This window comes from Shewanella sp. CAL98-MNA-CIBAN-0140 (genome assembly GCF_040309905.1).
Classification (GTDB): Bacteria; Pseudomonadota; Gammaproteobacteria; order Enterobacterales; family Shewanellaceae; genus Shewanella; species Shewanella psychromarinicola.
The window spans coordinates 1-17799 of record NZ_JBEOPI010000041.1 but is presented as its reverse complement, the minus strand read 5'-3'; the positions used below and the strand labels follow the sequence as shown (position 1 = coordinate 17799).

At 41.9% G+C, this 17799-nt stretch carries 13 protein-coding genes and 1 pseudogene; 4 read left to right on the top strand and 10 right to left on the bottom strand.

Features of this window, described 5'->3' with window-relative positions; translation table 11 throughout:
* Positions 1–3 precede the first annotated feature (3 nt).
* Positions 4–393 (bottom strand): hypothetical protein, encoded by a 390-nt coding sequence (locus AAEY93_RS17375; RefSeq protein ID WP_351078633.1) that lies wholly within the window; start codon positions 391–393, stop codon positions 4–6.
* Complete coding sequence (locus AAEY93_RS17370) at positions 383–934, bottom strand: hypothetical protein (RefSeq protein ID WP_351078630.1); 552 nt, start codon at positions 932–934, stop codon at positions 383–385. Before AAEY93_RS17370 ends, AAEY93_RS17375 begins: the two co-directional genes overlap by 11 nt.
* Positions 935–1167: 233 nt before the next feature.
* Here AAEY93_RS17370 and AAEY93_RS17365 point away from each other — a divergent pair, with 233 nt between their 5' ends.
* Positions 1168–1374 (top strand): hypothetical protein, encoded by a 207-nt coding sequence (locus AAEY93_RS17365; RefSeq protein ID WP_351078627.1) that lies wholly within the window; start codon positions 1168–1170, stop codon positions 1372–1374.
* On the opposite strand, the gene AAEY93_RS17360 is transcribed toward AAEY93_RS17365, so the two are convergent.
* From AAEY93_RS17360 to AAEY93_RS17340, 5 genes and pseudogenes are all read right to left on the bottom strand, one after another.
* Entirely contained in the window at positions 1371–3413 is a 2043-nt protein-coding gene (locus AAEY93_RS17360; RefSeq protein WP_351078685.1) for a DUF2357 domain-containing protein, read from the bottom strand. The two genes, AAEY93_RS17365 and AAEY93_RS17360, sit on opposite strands and share 4 nt — an antisense overlap.
* A gap of 381 nt (positions 3414–3794) precedes the next feature.
* The gene (locus tag AAEY93_RS17355) at positions 3795–5672 is read right to left on the bottom strand and encodes an MrcB family domain-containing protein (RefSeq protein ID WP_351078624.1); all 1878 of its coding nucleotides are present in this window, start codon (positions 5670–5672) and stop codon (positions 3795–3797) included.
* A 197-nt stretch (positions 5673–5869) separates the two neighbouring features.
* Positions 5870–6298 (bottom strand): annotated as a pseudogene (locus tag AAEY93_RS17350) (Fic family protein); the annotation flags it as partial.
* Positions 6299–6318: 20 nt separating this feature from the next.
* Positions 6319–7569, bottom strand: coding sequence for a type II toxin-antitoxin system HipA family toxin (locus tag AAEY93_RS17345; protein ID WP_351078621.1), 1251 nt, complete (start codon positions 7567–7569; stop codon positions 6319–6321).
* Positions 7566–7871, bottom strand: a complete 306-nt coding sequence (locus tag AAEY93_RS17340) for a helix-turn-helix domain-containing protein (RefSeq protein WP_124012805.1) — start codon at positions 7869–7871, stop codon at positions 7566–7568. The genes AAEY93_RS17345 and AAEY93_RS17340 overlap by 4 nt, the downstream gene beginning before the upstream one ends.
* Positions 7872–8558: 687 nt before the next feature.
* Between AAEY93_RS17340 and AAEY93_RS17335 the strand changes: the two genes are divergently transcribed.
* Positions 8559–9296 carry a sulfotransferase family protein gene (locus tag AAEY93_RS17335; protein ID WP_502959563.1) on the top strand — a complete coding sequence of 246 codons (738 nt, stop codon included), beginning with the start codon at positions 8559–8561 and terminating at the stop codon, positions 9294–9296.
* Between the two features lie 86 nt (positions 9297–9382).
* Here AAEY93_RS17335 and AAEY93_RS17330 read toward each other — a convergent pair whose 3' ends face one another.
* Positions 9383–10813, bottom strand: coding sequence for an MFS transporter (locus tag AAEY93_RS17330; protein WP_351078618.1), 1431 nt, complete (start codon positions 10811–10813; stop codon positions 9383–9385).
* 431 nt (positions 10814–11244) lie between these two features.
* Between AAEY93_RS17330 and AAEY93_RS17325 the strand changes: the two genes are divergently transcribed.
* On the top strand, positions 11245–12132 hold the full coding sequence (locus tag AAEY93_RS17325; protein WP_124012807.1) for a hypothetical protein: 888 nt from the start codon (positions 11245–11247) through the stop codon (positions 12130–12132).
* A gap of 195 nt (positions 12133–12327) precedes the next feature.
* Here AAEY93_RS17325 and AAEY93_RS17320 read toward each other — a convergent pair whose 3' ends face one another.
* The gene (locus AAEY93_RS17320) at positions 12328–13317 is read right to left on the bottom strand and encodes an AraC family transcriptional regulator (protein WP_350978380.1); all 990 of its coding nucleotides are present in this window, start codon (positions 13315–13317) and stop codon (positions 12328–12330) included.
* Positions 13318–13749: 432 nt separating this feature from the next.
* Between AAEY93_RS17320 and AAEY93_RS17315 the strand changes: the two genes are divergently transcribed.
* The gene (locus AAEY93_RS17315) at positions 13750–15159 is read left to right on the top strand and encodes an FAD-binding oxidoreductase (protein ID WP_351078615.1); all 1410 of its coding nucleotides are present in this window, start codon (positions 13750–13752) and stop codon (positions 15157–15159) included.
* Positions 15160–15552: 393 nt separating this feature from the next.
* On the opposite strand, the gene mdoH is transcribed toward AAEY93_RS17315, so the two are convergent.
* Complete coding sequence (gene mdoH, locus AAEY93_RS17310; protein WP_351078679.1) at positions 15553–17733, bottom strand: glucans biosynthesis glucosyltransferase MdoH; 2181 nt, start codon at positions 17731–17733, stop codon at positions 15553–15555.
* Between the last annotated feature and the right edge of the window lie 66 nt (positions 17734–17799).

The following is a 17799-nucleotide window of genomic DNA, read 5'->3' as shown; positions in this document are numbered from 1 at the left end:
CCACTATCCATCACAATAAACCCTTTCTAATAAAGCAGATGATGAGGTCGCTGGATCAATCGCATTAGCACCAAAAGAGATGTTTGCGATTGATTCAGCTATTGGATACCAGTTACTTCTCAGGTAACGACTGTAACCACAAGACGAATTCTGCCTTATGTATTGCTGCAAAACACCAATACAATACCCAGCTCTTAGAGCCTCTGATGAAGATGTTCTTACCGCGGCCAATAATGCTTTTTCATCACGGCTCTTGTAAACACTAACGGCTTCTTGGCAAGCTTGTACTAAAAACTCTGCATCATCACTAAAAGGTAACGGCTTAGCATGTGCTGGCACAAAAATGTTCGCACAGAGCATCAAACTAATTAATGTTATTTGTTTAAATACCATTAGGTTTTAGCTCCAGATCAGAATCATTATCAACTTCTTTAGGAGTCTCAACCTGAGAGTCTTTTTTGTCATCTGCAGTGTTTACACGTTTTGGCTTAGCAGTAGGTATTAGCCCGTATAGCATGATTATCAAGACTATTGAGTCAAAAAAGTTGACCTCATCTTTAAAGCGCTCAAAATAGGCAGTAGTAAGACTTCCCTGTTCGTCAAGAAGGATGTACATGAAGCTAGCTTCTATTAAATTCAAAAATAACAAGCCTAAAGTGAGAACAATACATAGTTTTTTTATTGCTGCCCAGTAACTAAACCCTGCGGTTTTAGATTTTTTGACGAAGCGCCAGATCATAATAAAAAAGAGAGCGATTAAGAACGTTTCCAAAAAATCGAGATCTGCAAACCCTTCTGAATACTCAAGGAAAGTAAGCGGAATTGAAATAATTGCGGTTATACCAAGTAGAGCAACCAAAACATAACCTATCTTGTAAATTAGCCATGCCACTACATTGGTAAAAAATAAATCTATTTTGCTTATAACTGTCATAAACCGTCCTTGGATACAATCTATATTATTGAAATTAATTACTTTATCATTTTATACCCGTCCTATAGCCCCGTCTACGTTTACATATAAATACAATCCAAATTAGTGAATTTCCACACATTGCTAACCAAAAATCAATCTGTAGTGGTCAACAATCAATGTGACTCATAGTCCGTGGACTCACAATTGAATAATGCCGACAATAAAACATGTATTTTATTGGAGATAACACCATGTGTGGTGATTCATATACCGAAATAATTGAAGAGACTATTGATGGTTTTGATATTTATATTGAACCTAATCCCGACCATTACGGTGAAGGCTATATTTGGTCGGTTTCTAAGGATGATGAAGAGTTGAATTCTGGGTTGGTTTTTACTGTGGATGATGCTTTTAATGAGGCTACAGAAAACATAGTCTTACACCTGAATGTTTAAACGAGCGCTTCATCATAGACAGATTCAAGTTCACTGAATATTTTAGTTTTTTCCAACAAGTTTAATGTAGTCAGCTTCATTGACGCACGAAACGAGTTTTGGGGGATAGACCTTACTTCAAATTTTAACTTGAGTGGATTGCCTAATTCGAAAATAAAATACACTTCATCCGACTTACTTTGCTTACCTGTTTGGTCAATATTAAGTAAATTTCGCTTCATTCTTTTTACTGACCTTACTGGCCAAACTTTAGAAATTACAGCATCTTGGCCATCTTTAATCACTAACGCTAAGTAACAAATCTCTTTTAATACATGGTCTTTAAACTTTAATTTAAACGTTGCTTCTGGCATATGATAATGGCTAGCAGAATCGTTAATAAATCCATCATAATATTCTGGTGATCTCCCTTCCGAATGACCAAGCGCTATTGTCATAGTCAAATCCTGATACAGCATTTGCTTCATACCATAATAAGGAATACGCGCCGCCTCTTGTACATAAAGGCGCTCTTCTAGAGTGTTGCTACTGTAATGCACTTTTAAATTAGGCTTGTCACCAATTTGCTCACGCAAAAAATTTAATAACCAAAAGTGTCCGTTAATATTTTGCTCTTCTCCTGCCATGCTTGGCAACAAAGCAAATGCTCCTATCCCAATTTCTTTAATAGCATGATGGTAAGGGTTTACCTCATTTTCTTGACCAAAATAACCAGGATAAAGTGCAAAAGCTCCAAATACAGGACGACTTTTATTGCTATTCGTTGAATGTAAACCTTCAGTCACTTTAATTAATGCATCACGGTAACGATGCATCTGGTTAATAGCATCGTCAGGCACGTGATCTAACACATCAATATCGTCATGATCAAAACGATTGTTTTCAGTTTTAATACGATATTTAGCATCAAAAAGCCAAATGAAACTTTTATCGCTCGGCTTCGGAAAAGTCACCTCTAACAAAATATCTGGTTGCTGACTCACTAAATAGGTCCGTACCTTATCCGCATACTTCTTAAAAGGTGGTTCATGCGCAAGCCTGATTTTAACGCCATCACTTCTTTCAAATTCAAATGCTCCGGTAAAGCCATCTTTTAGCTGATATTCAAAAAAGTCCTTTAGCTTCAAACTTTTTTTCTTTGATACCTTTTCAATGAAACCCAGCTCGTCAATCAAAATACGACGCACCATCAAGAAACACCATACTTCATAAATCTCAGCAACCGATTTCATTGACACACTTGATTGATTCCCAAGTACATCTAAATAAAATTTAAGCTCTTGCCATACCTGGTATACCGCGCTGTACCCCGTTTTTTGTTGTAACACCAAAGATTCACTAGCTAAACCATTAAAGGGCCCTAGTTCTTTAAAAAAGCTCTGATTTTGAATATGTTGTAAAGGTAATTGCCAGCTTGCTAACTCCGCTAGAAAAGCATCTGAAATACGTTGTTTATCCGGGGCCCTATTATTTTTTCTTAGTTGAGTTTCAAACTTACCTAACTGCTTTTTACATTGTGTAACCACCATTTTAATAAAACGGTTCTCGGGAGTATCAACACTTAAATGTTTTTTTTCAACTCGATAGCGTTTATCAAATATGCCACTGACAAGGTCCTGTTTCACCCGAGTGACAAGTCGAGGTGATAAACGACCTTTTAAGCGATCAGCACGGACATGAGACACTTGAGGCTGTAAGCGACTATGAGGCGATTGCGAAATGATCTTTAGTCCTTGCTCTAATTTTTTCCTCAAAGTATTAAAGTGGGCAAGCCAAAATAATGGGAAAGGATCTCTTTGCTTACTTTTCGCAACTCCTTGCTCTGTTTTTTCAGCAAGACTAAAACGCCATAATGGATATATCTGATCTATGGTTTGATACATAGCGGGTAAATCACTGTGCAAATCCATTTTAGTGGGTAACACTTCAAACGAAAAACTGCACTCGAGCTTTATTCCTGCGCGTTGGTAACGTAAAGGTAACCGCATCCAACCAACATCATTTTGGGTGTTAATGGTACCGGTTAAACGAGCAGGCATTCGCCCTCTAGCTTTAGCAAAACGAAAACTATCGTTCACTGATTTAAGCCTATGACCTAATTCAGCATGAGTAACCTCATCTAAAAATATCCACTCAAATTGATACTGCACATTTTCAAAAAATAAAGCTCTATCTAACGTTAAACAATTCAAATTTTCAGCAGTTTGTACGACGAGCAACTCCAATACAGAAGCCTCAGTGATAAGCAAAGTAGGCGAGAAGTGAACCATAGCAGGCTGTTGATTAGCACAGATACCGCGTTTGTCCAAAGTCTGTTGATGAGTTTGCTGACGCTTAGAGATATCACTTGACCACACAGTAAATTCATAATGTTCGGTTTGGATTCGAAATAGCTCAGGCATAAACATTAACTCCTATAGTTACGGCCAAAAGCTTGTAAAGCCAGAACGCGCTAGACGAGTTTCCATCCACTCAATTTTAGCCTTGCTACGGCACGCCACACCAACAACCTTATCTTTTCCTTCTCTATTTTCACGATATAAATCTGGACGGGCCTTTACTGAGTTTTTATCCTCATTCCAAAATACAGTAAATTCTTGTTGCAGCAATATTGACAGTTGTTCTAATAAGCTCCTGTCAGCATTTTTACTCGCCAACTTATCACTATCTCCTTCAATGCGCGGTAGAACTTTACACATTAAAAAATCATCCCAAACGGCTTTTAATTGCAGTTCATCTGTTGGTTGAGTTGTTATCACGGCTAGTAATAACTCATTTAGCGCACGAAACGCTAACTTAAACGGAGTGTTATCCAACACTCTATTAATCTCGTTTAAAAAACCAATAGTCTTATTTCCATCACTATCAATAACAGGTAAATCATCAAGCTTTGCATGTGAATAAATCGGGTAACTTAAGGTTTTATGAGTAATCGTCGGAGCAAAGAAAGAGTCAAAGTCGTTCGGGAAAAATTCACCAAAATCGAAACTCAGGGCACGATCAATCACCTTACGTGAGAAACCATGGGTGGTTTCATCCATATTCACCGTACCAGCAACAATCAGGTTAAAAGGAACACCTAAACCATACTGACCAAACAGTGCCCAAACATCATCGTAAGCTGCGCCCACAAAACCTAATTCACTTCGTAGTTTTGCGTTATATATTAGATCAGGAGCACCATTAGCATCAAATTGTATGATGACATTCTTTTTTAATAGTGGGTCGCTTTGGTACGTAAAAGATTCTGCGTGCCAGCACCACTCACGAGTTTCAATCACCGACAAATAATCAGCAAAGTACTGTTCAACAGGCGCTAAATTCATCTCATCTAAACACAACCAATAAGGTAACACTCCATCTAATTGAGCTTTATCACCAGAGACCGTTAATACGTCACCTTGTTCATCAGCAGACTTTGCAGAGACAGTTAAACCAGCATCAACTATCGCACGCCATGCCTTAGCCATAAACTGCAGTACATCCGTAGTGACATATTCAGCTTGGCCACTTAAGCGTGAGATATAACCCAATAGATCACTCGGCTCATGCCAATCAGGACGAACAGGAGTTAAACAATACGTTTCAGTGAGATTACCTGTTATTTTTGCCTGTTCACGCACAAAACGGGTTTTACCGGTGCCAGAGATACCGGCGAGGAGTAGGAAGGGTTTTGAAAGTAAGAATGTCTGCGTGGATCGTTCTATTATCATTTCCCCATCAAGCTCCAATGTTACTACTTTAGAATATATGCTAAGAATCTCATTAATATCTTCATATAATATTTGATCATTTGGTATTGACTCAGATGAATAAAATTTAGCTCCAGCTGATGCCCATTCATACGATCGACCTAAAGGAGTATTCGAACGTAAATCAATTAAATCATTCCAATCATTCAATCTTGTATCAAAGGTACGAAGTCTATTCCTAAGCTCACCAGCTTTTATTCTTGCTTGTGCTATTCCAAAATCGTTACTAAGTTGTGTTGTGCCAAACCCTAAAGATAGATATATACCAGTACCATCTGCGCGAAATAAGAAAACAGGATATATACCTGACTGAGTTGTGGTTGTTAAAGACGGGTTTAAAATTGATAACCAGGGAACACTAGCCCAATTACCAGCCCCAGCACTTGACTTAACTATTAGCTCGGTATCATTGGGGTCGATAATACCCTCTATTTCATGCGCTAAATTATGCCTGATTAATGTAGCAATTGGATGGCCAGTAAAAAGCTCAGTAGTCGCTTGTTGCCAACCGTTCACTATTTGTTCTAATATTAATTTCAAACTCACTTTTAAAACCCCTAATATCAAAAACAATTAACTTTTTCACATTATCAAATTTAATACTTATTGATATATCTGATATTTAAAACAAAATTCATATTAACAGTTCATATATGAATAATCGTTAAAAAAAACGCTCATTTTCAACTCCGTTACCTCATCATATTATTTATCAATGAAATACTTACAGAAAACCGATTACATCACAGCACCAACACATATCTTGTACTTCTACCACCGGCGCCGGTTTTGACCAAACACTGTTGTTCGACTAGTTGAGCTAAATGGCGGGTTGCGGTTGCGCGGCTGACTTTAGCGACTTTTTGATATTGGCTACTGCTGACCCCATCACTAAAGTCACCCTCTAGCAGTCGGTTCAGTACCTTAACTTGTTCTGTTGTTAACGCAGGGGTGAGTGAGCGCCTACCGACACGAAGCCAGAATTGGGTTTTCGCGATGGTTTGTTCAATGTTATCGAGAGTGTGTTGAACAGCATCATTTAAGGTGTCTAAAAACCATAATAGCCAAGGTGTAATATCGAGGGACCCCTGTTGGGTAGACTCTAATATTGCGTAATAAGCTTTACGTCGCTCAAGTATGCTGACTGACATAGCGTAAAAATGAATCGAACGATGTTTTCCTCAAAAGCTTATCAAACATTAAAGGCTTCTTGCTTCATGGTTTGCTCTGCCCGACTGATCCCTAAACGCTGGGCAACTTGCTGCCACTGCCTAACTCCATTTAAAACCTCATCGTAAATTTGTGTTGCTTCGATTTGAGTTAGCCTAAAAAAATCGATTACATCAAATGCAAGCTGATAGTCCAACGCATTGTCTGATTCTGTAATGTTCAGGTGAAGTCCTTGTTTACCCACTATAGGGTTTAAATCGTAAGCGGGTGATAGCTTCCACCCCTTGCCTGTTAATAGAAAACCATGATTGCGAAGGTGATCGTCTGTATTAGACACTGCAATATTAAACACTATCCGTCGCCATAATTGGGCAAGATCGGTTTTCGTTTGTGATCCCTGGTTAGAAAGAAACTCAGCTATTTCAAGATAACTGGCACCGTGCGAATGCTCACCATCATAATACTGAAGTTGAGTCATTGCTGATGAAAAATGCAGACGTTTACCACCAATCCGATCAAAACGTTTGGTCAAAAAGGTATGGTGTTGCGTCGAAAATTTTCGGATCTCACTAGGGCACATTTCAACGCTGGCCGCTAACGCAAGTTCGTAGCACACCATCTCCCATGCGCCTACATCACAGGTATCATTTAAATTTGGAAATTTGGCAATCCACAGGTGATTTCTCTCGTCAGTGACGCAGGCCTTTGGCCTTGCTCCACCCAAAGAAGAGCCCGGAGAAATAAGCATTTTCAGCCAGTGATAATATTCGTCACTTTCTATATTGTCGTCTTTTTCGATTTGAATGGCGGCATGCTCTAACTCACGTAACGATGCCATTGGTGGCGCGGCAAAATCGGTGTTGTTATCCAAAAAATTATGGGAGCCTGATTTTTTAAAGCGAATACCACCCATTCGGTAGGAGTCATGCACACCGAGTAAATAATCCAGTTCAGTTAAACGATTGCTCGGTCTAATACCTTTACGACATTCAATAGCCGCTCTACGCTGCATAAGAATACGACCCCAGCGATCTGGGGATGAATCTACAAAGGCGCGAAAGTTTTTATCGACGTCATCATTGTATAACTCACCTGAATGCAGGGTAAGCAAGGGGTCAATTTGCAAACAGTATGGTGATGTTAAAAAGGCTTTATCGTAGGCAAAGCTAAAGATACCGCCTCGGCTTGAATCACTATATGCCAGCTGACCAATTAATATCGGCTTCTCGATTGGATACCAATCAGCATATACTTCTACCAATTCTCGGCTCATGCTGAACCTTCCAGTAGTTTAATGTTTTGCAGCTTAATGCCTAATTCGTCATGCGCAGCCAGTTCAGAAAAATTGTTTTCCATGCCCAGCACAGCCATAATTTTCAAATAGGTTCCTATAGCCACGCCCGGATCACCATCAAACACTTTGTTCACGGTTTTATGGTCAAACCCGGTTCGCTCGCAGAGCGTTTTTTTTGTCAATCCACGTCGCTTCATCGCTAGAAGCAAATCCTCACCAAAAAGAGTGAGAATTTTGCGCTGCTTTGGAAACAGCACACTATGTAAGTCTCGCCTTGCCATACAACCACCTAGAATAGGACTATATTCCCATTTTTAAACATATAGTGGGAATATAGTCCTACATTTAATAATTAGCAAATCGAAGATCGAAAAATAGGACTCTATTCCTATTTTTAATAGAATAATGGGAACATAGTCCAACTCGCTATGTTGAGGTATACGCTAACGGATCATTGTTTGGCTTCAGGTTCTATCGTCACATAAGACTCGATACTATAGAGTCTATTTTCAGCAAAAATAAGAATTTCGGATACTATAATATCAATTAGCTTAAGATTTCCCTTTCACTCAGAGTTAAGCTGTGAACCAGATAACTTGAGCCGATGATTCAAACTCTGCTCAATAATCCCTTTAAAATCGACTATTCCCTCCCCTAACAGCAGCACACTTTTCAGACTTTTTCAGGAAGAACAACACTATTCCCCAATGCCAACAACTAAAATGTAGTCAATGCCAAAGACTAGTGGTGGGCAAACAGATTTTTATAGTTACTTCTTCGTTAACTGAGTAGGTATGGCGATTTAAGCAAATAGCAAGTTATTCGCCTCACCAAATGAGGCGAATAGGATAGCTAATTGCCTCATGATTCTCATTAGCCAGCTCAATAACACCTTGGCTGGCATTTCGGTATAATCGATTACTGTCTCTATAACCTTCAATTTCTATAACCCAATGCGACTGTAATTAATGACATCCAAGCCGACTGAAGTATCAACATCACCACAAGCCGCTATGCCTAAACCGACTTTGGCAAATAAGCTGCCCCATAAAGTGTTTATTATCGGCTTGCCGCGAACGGGTACTACCAGCGTGAGTGTAGCCTTGCTTGAGCAAGGGTTAACCGTTGCCCACCAAGCCTTTACTAAGCAGGCGTTTATGTTGGCCGATGCGGTATCGGATGCGCCGTGCTTTAGTGATTATCAGCAGCTTGATGTGTTATTCCCCAAGGCAAAGTTTGTCTATTTAGATAGGCCGGTAGATAAGTGGCTGCCGTCGATGCAAATGTTACTCAGCAGAATGTTAGTGCATTTAGATAAACACAATGGCCGCTTTCATCCGCTGATGAAGCGCAGTTTTAACCATTGCTTTGATATATGGCAGGTTGAAGATGTGTTTGATGACAAGCATTTAACGGCCTGTTATCAACGCCACCAGCAACAAGTATTCAGTTATTTTGCTGGCCGCGATAACTTTATGGCGATTGATATTAGTGTTGCTGGCAGCTTTGCCGCGCTATTGCAGTTTATCGGCTTGCCTCAGCCAAATGAGGTTAAATTTCCGCTACTTCAATTTCCACAACTGAATTTTCCGCAGCTAAATATGGGCCGCAATGTCGCTAGCTGGGATGAATATAAGCACCCCAACAAAATTAGCGCCAATGCCTCAGGGCCCGATAAACGCAAGTTTTTTGATTACCAACTGTAACGATCTCAATTTGGAATGAGCGAGTGAATGCAGCACTCGTCGCGCGACAACCGCGGCTTGATAACCGTTGATATGTCACATTGAAGTTACTTATCTTTATCGCGCTTTTTCTTAGCGACGGTTAACCAATCTAAACTGACACCCGATATGGCATTAAAACCACGGATCCGGAAAATAAGTGTCAGTAATTGCGGCCTTGGGCGCGCTTTGGGTTCAACTAAGCGCGGAATAAACCACAATGCCACCAGCGATCGCATGGTGGTCGATACCATAAACACCAAAAATATTGGGTTGGATAACCAAGCGTTTAAACCTGTCCAGATTAAAAACGCTGCTGCATACGAGGCAATTATTCCTCCCACCATCGCGCCAACAAACACAAAACTCGCACTCAATGCAGCCTGTAATGCGGCATAAATAGCAAAGTCACTGCGAAAGGGTCGAATATCGTAAAGGTAATTGGCGGTACTTAAGGTAAAGCCGCTCCAACCAAAACCGGCAAAAGCTTGAATGGCGAGAATGTATAAATAATTATCTGAGAATAACCATAATAATGGCAAACTTGGAATTAAACAGCTGGTGATGATCATCACTAACCTATTACCGTATAGATCGCTAAATCGGCCCCAAAATCGCAAAGTAATAAACTGAGTAACAATAGAAGCCACGCTAGAAAGGACAAATTCAAAATAGCTAAAATGCAGATTTTCAAGCATGTATACCGCAAAAAATGGTGCCGAAATGGCGACCATGCACTGCATACTAGCAACAAATAAGCTGTAATGGCGGAAGGTTTTATCTTTCCAAGCTTCGCGGAAATTACCAAATGTTTGTTTAAACACCCCAGGTGCTTTCGCCACTCTCGGTTCAGGGTCGTGCATTTGCAACAATAACCAAGCCGATACAAACCGGCCCATTGCCGCAATCGAAAACAGTAAACTAAAACCCAACCACGCCATTTGCACTGAGTCGGTTAGCGTTAATATGCCACCGCCGACAAAGAACACACTCAGCGAGGCCATCATGGTTAAACGGGTGCGTGAAGCAAAAAAGGCGCCACGACGACGCTGCGGTACTATCATGCCCATCCATGCACGCCAATGTGGCTGAATGAGATTGATAAACCCTTGATATAGCGCCGCCAAACCAATAAATATCCACACAGCATTATCTGGCCTAAACGCCGCTAGCGCGCCCATTGCCAATACAACAACAGCCTGCAATACCGCACATGCAACAATGAACTGCCGACGGCTAAAATGACTCGCCAACCAAACAGATAACAGTTGTGCCATAGCACCAAACAGCTGAGGTAAGCCTGTTACCCAGCCCATCTGACCAAGGCTTGCTCCTAAAAAGATCGCATAGGCATTAAAAAAATTATCACTGGTGGCGGTCATGGTAGACGACGCCACCGCCTCTTGTTGGCTACGTCGCAGGGTACATCTAAGCCACGACAGTCTATCGCGACTGCGTGAACAAAGGTTATTGATGTCTGATGAATGCGCTGCAGCCATAAAATATTTTAATGCATGTTTTTGATAAATTATTGATTAAAATTATGACTGATAAATGTTTAGCTCACAATCTATAACGATTACATAATCACCTATTGTTATTGTAAGATTAAGTAACCACCTTAATGTGGTAATTATTACGATTAACAAGCTATAACCTAATGGCTTAGCCAACAATAAGTGATATCGAAATGAATAATCACCTTGACTAAAATGAAACAAAAAAACTACATTAGTAAAACAAGATGAGTGCTATGGAAAGTGCTTCACCAACTAACATAATATTGTTAAGGCCTATTCACATAGGCAATGTTGGCCCTTCTGCTTTCTGCAACCCATTGGTAAAACTCAATCTAGGTAAATACGTCGCACGCTTTGTCTTTTAGAGTGTGTTTATTCATGTTGTCACCTTAATATAAAAGTAAAAAAATATGAAATTACCCTTAATTATCAGTTGTTTTGTTTTAGTAGGATGCCAGTCGACGCCTTACGCCATGATTGATGGTAGTCAAAGTAAGATATCAGATGCTGACAATTATAATGTTGAGATTATCGCCATTGATGGTGCTTTTCAAAGCGGTAAGCTGACAAAAAATATTAAACCGGGATATCACACTGTACACCTAAGCACCACAGGACCACTACGCAGCAAAAAAGCCTCTTCGACATTAGTTTATCCGCTATTAGCCAAAGAGTGCATGCGTTACGTCGTATCCGCACAGCATGGACCTAGCAATAAAGATGACTGGGAAATAAAAGTATTAGATGAAAGGCTTATTCCGGCGTGCACGCCGTCTCCAGCAGAACCTGAAGTCGCGGTGGTGATCCCTGATTACGCTAAACCACCTAGTGAAGTAAACTGCTTAATGCCTAGCCAATTGAATAATCACACAACACCTGTTGTGCTGTTTCATTCTGTTGCTGCTTGTATACAATCACAAGACTATAACGCGGCAATTAACGGCTATTTTTTAGCCGGCGCATATGTGTATTTTGATACTCTACGGGTCACCCACAAGCCATCACACGCAGTGGTAGAGTTAATTAAAAAAAACTCTATTTGGAAGCTATCAGCTCTTGAACAACAACATTTTGAGCAAAAGCTTGCGGAGTTTCTTGCGTCAGAACAAAAAAAAACAGCTTGTGAATGGGTCGCCACGGTGGCTGAACCAGATTACTCACCTGATTATATGCTACAACATTTACCCAAAGCAGGTGCCACTTCAAATAGCGCAACAGATCTATCGGTAGACATAAAAGCCACCTTATTTAACGCAACACTAAAAGACTATCTTGGGTGCCCGTCACCAAAAGCATAATGCTGTTGTAACGTGGTCAATGGTAAAAAGCTCTGGCGACATTAACCGACAGGGCTTTTTTACTGCAGTGATTTTGGTTAAATCAAAACGACACAATAAAAATAAACTAGGCCGTACGGCCTTCATCCGCATCAAAGCGCCTACCCATAACGATATGATCTACATGATGCAATAACTTAACTGGCGTTTTGTCATTTAACTATTTGTCAGCATTTTTTGTTGTTTGGCTCGCCATTCGCCAGCAGTCAGGCCAACATAACGTTTAAAGGCTTTTTGAAAGGCCGATTCTGAACTATAACCCACGTGCTCAGCAACGCACACAATACTCATGCCATCAGATAATAGCTTTGAAGCCAGTTGCATTCTCCAGCGATTGATATATTGCATCGGTGGTTGTCCAACATAATGATTAAATCGCTCCGCCAGTGATGAGCGGGACATGCCACACTCAATAGCGAGTATTGCTAGGTTCCATTTTTTAAACGGCTCTTGATGGATCAATATCAGCGCCCGGCTTATGTGCTCATCTTTCATGGCCGCGAGCCAACTTTGGCCCTGCGTGTCCGCAAGATTTTCCATGTGTTGCCTTAAGGCCTGAGTAAAAATTAATTCACTTAACTTAGTGACAATATTGCGCGCCCCCTCACTGGACTTGCGCATTTCACTTAAGGTAGAAACGAGTAATTGCTTCATCACCCCCTCACTACCCACATGCTCTTTGACCACCAGCATGTCTGGTAAGGTCTTTAACAGCGGATTTAAGGGCTGGGCATTAAAACCGATATAGCCGCAAATAAGTTTTGAGCGCTCACCTTCTTCACCAATTTTTACTAATGTAAACGGTTGTTTTTTTGCAGCAGTTTGTTGATAAAAACGGGCATCCGCTGCTATTCCCTGCCAATTATTGATGTTGGATGTCAAGGAATGGCTTGAACCCTTAGGAAACATAACGACGTCGCCAGATTCAAGTCTTGATGGTGCCATCAGCTTATTGTCAGATTTTACCCAGCCGTTGCCGTCCAACATAATATGAAAAGGAATAACATGTTCTACTTCGGTCAACATAAAAGAACCAATTAAATTCATCGTTGGATTAACTAATACCCATGGCTCTGCCGCTTCCACTTCAAAATAGAGCGCACCTTTTATATGTATGGTATCGAGTACTTTTGACAATATATCCATATCAATCATCCTTTAATTTATGCAAAAGCTAGCTTTGCACAATTCTTGTTTGTTCAATTTGGTTTTATTGAGAGCTTCATTACTCAATTTTTTTACTCGCGTTCAAAGTTTAGGTTAATAAATGGACGATTGGACATTAATTAAAGCGCAATGGCTATTCACTATTCGCGGTATACCACCCAAGATAAACTATGCTTTTTACATGGCGGGCAGATAACCGTGCTCACTGCTGATTATCAAAGCCTTGCCCCGTAAAAATCAGTATTCAAGGTCAATTCAATAAAATTCAATGACCTACTGGATTGGGTGGTTTTGATCTCGGCATCATTATGCAATGACTGGGTAAACACTGATGTTTATAGCTTATTCAAAACCTCGAATATAGAACGATAATCTTGAAGTAGAGCAGTAATGGATAGGAGTAATAAGCATATGAATACAATACGTTTTAAAAAAATGGATGGCACGGCTGTAGCCTTAAAGAAAAGCGACATTAACAGCTCTCTATCGGGAGAGATCATCATGCCTGACTCAGAAAAATATGATGACGCCCGCGCCCTATGGAATGGCATGATAGATAAAAAACCGAGTTTATTTGTTCGCGTTAGCGATGAACAAGCGGTAGTCAAAGCTGTCAATTTCGCCCGTACCCATGGCATTTTGTTAGCGATAAAATCGGGCGGCCATAATATCGCCGGTAAGGCATTAGCGGACGGTGGACTGGTAATTGATTTTCAAGCGATGACAGATGTTATCGTTAACCAACAACAGCAAACCGTCAAAGTCAGTCCCGGCGCAACCTTAGCGGATGTAGACAAGGCGACGCAACAATATGGTCTGCTGGTGCCAACTGGGATCAATTCAACCACGGGGATTGCGGGGTTGACCCTAGGTGGTGGTTTTGGCTGGACAACCCGAAAATTTGGTTTAACCATCGATAGTCTGCGCTCGGCTAAGCTGGTTATCGCAACAGGCGAACTACTCGAGGTTAATGCTAATCAACATGCCGATCTCTTTTGGGCAATACGGGGTGGTAGCAGTAATTTTGGTGTGGTCACTGAATTTGAATTTAATTTGCATCTAGCTGGCCCAGAGGTATTAGCCGGCATGGTAGTGCACCCCTTTAATGATGTGAAAAACGTGCTGCAACAGTATCAAGCCGCCATCGATAAGGCTCCTGAAGAACTCAGTTGTTGGGTGGTGATGCGCAAAGCACCACCTTTACCGTTTTTACCGGAAGAGTGGCATGGTAAAGAAGTGGTAGTATTGGCTATGTGTTATGTGGGCGATATTGCCCAAGGTCAGGCTGCCACAGCAGAAATTAGAAAAATTGGCCAACCCATTGCCGACGTGGTGGGGCCGATGCCGTTTGTTGATTGGCAAGCCGCATTTGATCCCTTGTTAGCCGAAGGCGCCAGAAATTATTGGAAAAGTCTTGATATGGCGCAGCTCAACACTGAAACCGTGACCGAAATAGCACACGCCATCCAAACCTTACCCAGCGATGAGTGTGAAATTTTTATTGCTCACCTTGGCGGGGCGATGACAAAGGTGGCGCCGCACGCAACGCCCTGGCTCAATCGTGATGCACACTTCACCATGAATATTCACACCCGCTGGCAACATGCACAAGACGACGATCTTTGTCGACAATGGGCGCGGCAGTTACATGCAAAGTTAACTCAATATTCAATGGGCAGTATTTACGTGAATTTTATCCCAGAAGGCGATGACAACAGTATTGGCGAAGCCTATGGCTCGAACTTTGCTCGGCTCAAAAGCATAAAACAGCAATTCGACCCCGCCAATCTATTTAGGATTAATCAAAATATTGTCCCCTAAATATAGTCCCCTAAATTAGCAAGCAATAGCGTCAGCCGAACAATATTTTCGGCTTACGCTAATTAAGCTTTCAAAGGGGGGCGTTGATGAATAAAAGCAAGGTCAACGGCATTAGCACGACAAAGTGTGTTAACTAACCTGTTGGTAAAATAGATTTTTTATCAGCTTAATCGACAAAGCGTCGCTGGGTCGTTCACATCTAGGCCGAGGCGGATTAAACAATCGTTTCTACGTGCCAGAACGCCTTGTCCAACCTTGTTTAACAAAAAGGTCAGTTTAAGGGGGTGCGACGACACGTTACCACCAATGTAGCGCCTAAATGGTGAATTGAATCCACCATCTTATTTTGTAGGTCATTGATTATCCGAGCAGGATAATCCGCCCAAAAATCAGCTAACAAAAAGACACTAAGCCCTCGATAACAAACTCCTCAGGGAGCTTTTGTAATTGTTTTAACAATAAAGGGTTACCCAGTAAATAGGCCAATTCTTGACGCGTAAAAAGGTTGGCAATGTTGTGTTGGCATTGTGCCTCTTGCACTTTAACGCGAGTAATCGCTTCGAGCGACTCAACCGCAGAACCTGGTAAGCGATGAGGTTTTTTATCAATAATGGCTAAATGAAGCTCCATTAACTCTGGGTCTTGCAGCAGTGTTGATAAGGTCCACGGCTGAGCAATGGCGTTAATATAATCTTCACGGCGAGATAACGAGTCTAGGCTGAGCTTTGGCGCACACATTTCTTCCGGTGTGGCCAAAATTTGCAGACGCTTGACCCACAACCCCAAACGCTCTGATCCTGTCATGCCAGAAAGCGGCACCGCCAGCCACAAACCAATTAATGCCGGACTCATCCAAGCCAGTAAGGTAAGTGAATCCAGCACCGCAGCGTAACCTAATAGCGCACCAACCAACATGTGCCAACGATGGCGGTAAATCAGGGTTAACCAGGGTAAGCTGCCGTCGTCACGTCGTTGTGGCGACCAACCGCTATCGCGTCCTGCTAAAATCGATAGTACTGCACCGCAATGGATTAGCATCATGATTGGCGCAATGAGTGCCGACAAAATCACCTCAACCACCACGCTAATCATGGCTTTGCCTCTGCCACCTAATTGCTTACTCATGGTGCTATTTTTCAGTAATAACACTATCCCCAGAATTTTAGGACCGAACAATATCCCCATGGTGATATAGAACAACCGCAGGGCACGGTCTGAGTCCATAACAGGCCAGGTCGGAAACAATGAGAATTGATCGGTGAAATATTCTGGGCGAATAAAATGCGCCTGTAACGCCAGCATTAACCCCGACAAGATCAGCATTAACCAAAATGGCGATGACAAATAGGCCATAATTCCGGTGAGTAAATGTAAGCGACTAACCCAATGCAACCCTTTAGTAAACAACACTCGAGTGTGCTGTAAATTACCTTGGCACCAACGTCGATCGCGCACGGCTAAATCGACAATCGAAGGCGGGCATTCTTCATAAGAGCCTGGCAGGTCTGCGGCAATTACCACACTCCAACCCGCACGGCGGATCAAGGCTGCTTCAACAAAGTCGTGGCTCATAATATGGCCACCAAAAGGCGGTTTACCTGCAAGGTTGGGCAAGCCTGCGGCGCTCATAAATGCCTCAGTACGAATGATGGCATTATGACCCCAAAAGTTGCCTTCTTTGTGCGCCCACCAGGATAGCCCCGTACCAATAACAGGACCATAAATTCGCGCAGCAAATTGCTGTAACCGCGCCATTAAGGTATTACCATTGATTAAATACGGAATGGTTTGGATAAGTCCGGCGTCTGGATCGGCCTGCATGCGCTGAGCAAGGCTAACGATAGTATGGGTTTCCATTAAACTATCTGCGTCTAGCACCAAAAGGTGATCGTATCTGGCGCCCCAACGTTTACAAAAGTCGGCCACGTTACCGGCTTTACGGGCATCATTTTTACGACGACGTCGGTAATAAACCCGCGCATCTTTGCTCACTTGATGACGCAAAATCAAAAAAGCCTGCTCTTCAGCCAACGCAATATCGGGATCGGTAGTGTCACTTAATATAAACCAGTCAAAAGCATGTGCTTCGCCCGACGCCGCCAGCGCCATGGCCATCACTTCAACCGCGGCAAAAACGCGATCGGGTGATTCGTTATAAGTCGGCATTAATATCGCGGTTCGGGTATGCAGCGCTACGGTTGCCGTAGGTACAGATGAGGTGCTTTTCAATAGAATAACAAAGCCTGCTATGCCACCACTAAATGCCAACGCTATCCAACAAAAGTTAACCGCAAACAAGACTAAAACGATGTATTCAAGCGGCGTAATACCGCCGACATTAAATACCGACACCATTTCATAAATCGCCATCACCGAGATAATAAAAGCACTCCCAACCACCCAAAATCGACGTAAGCCGTCAGACTTTACCCCATTGGCAATGGTGCTTTTACGCGGCATGCCTTCAGACAGCACGCGTAAACTCTGCGGCGCCATTGGGCTTGGTCGCTCTAGTGGCATCACTGCGCCGCCGACCAAGTTGATTTCGGTGTCGCTTATCCTAGTGTCGCTTATCCTAGTGTCGCTTATCCTAGTGTCGCTTATCCTAGTGTCGCTTATCCTAGTGTCGCTTATCCTAGT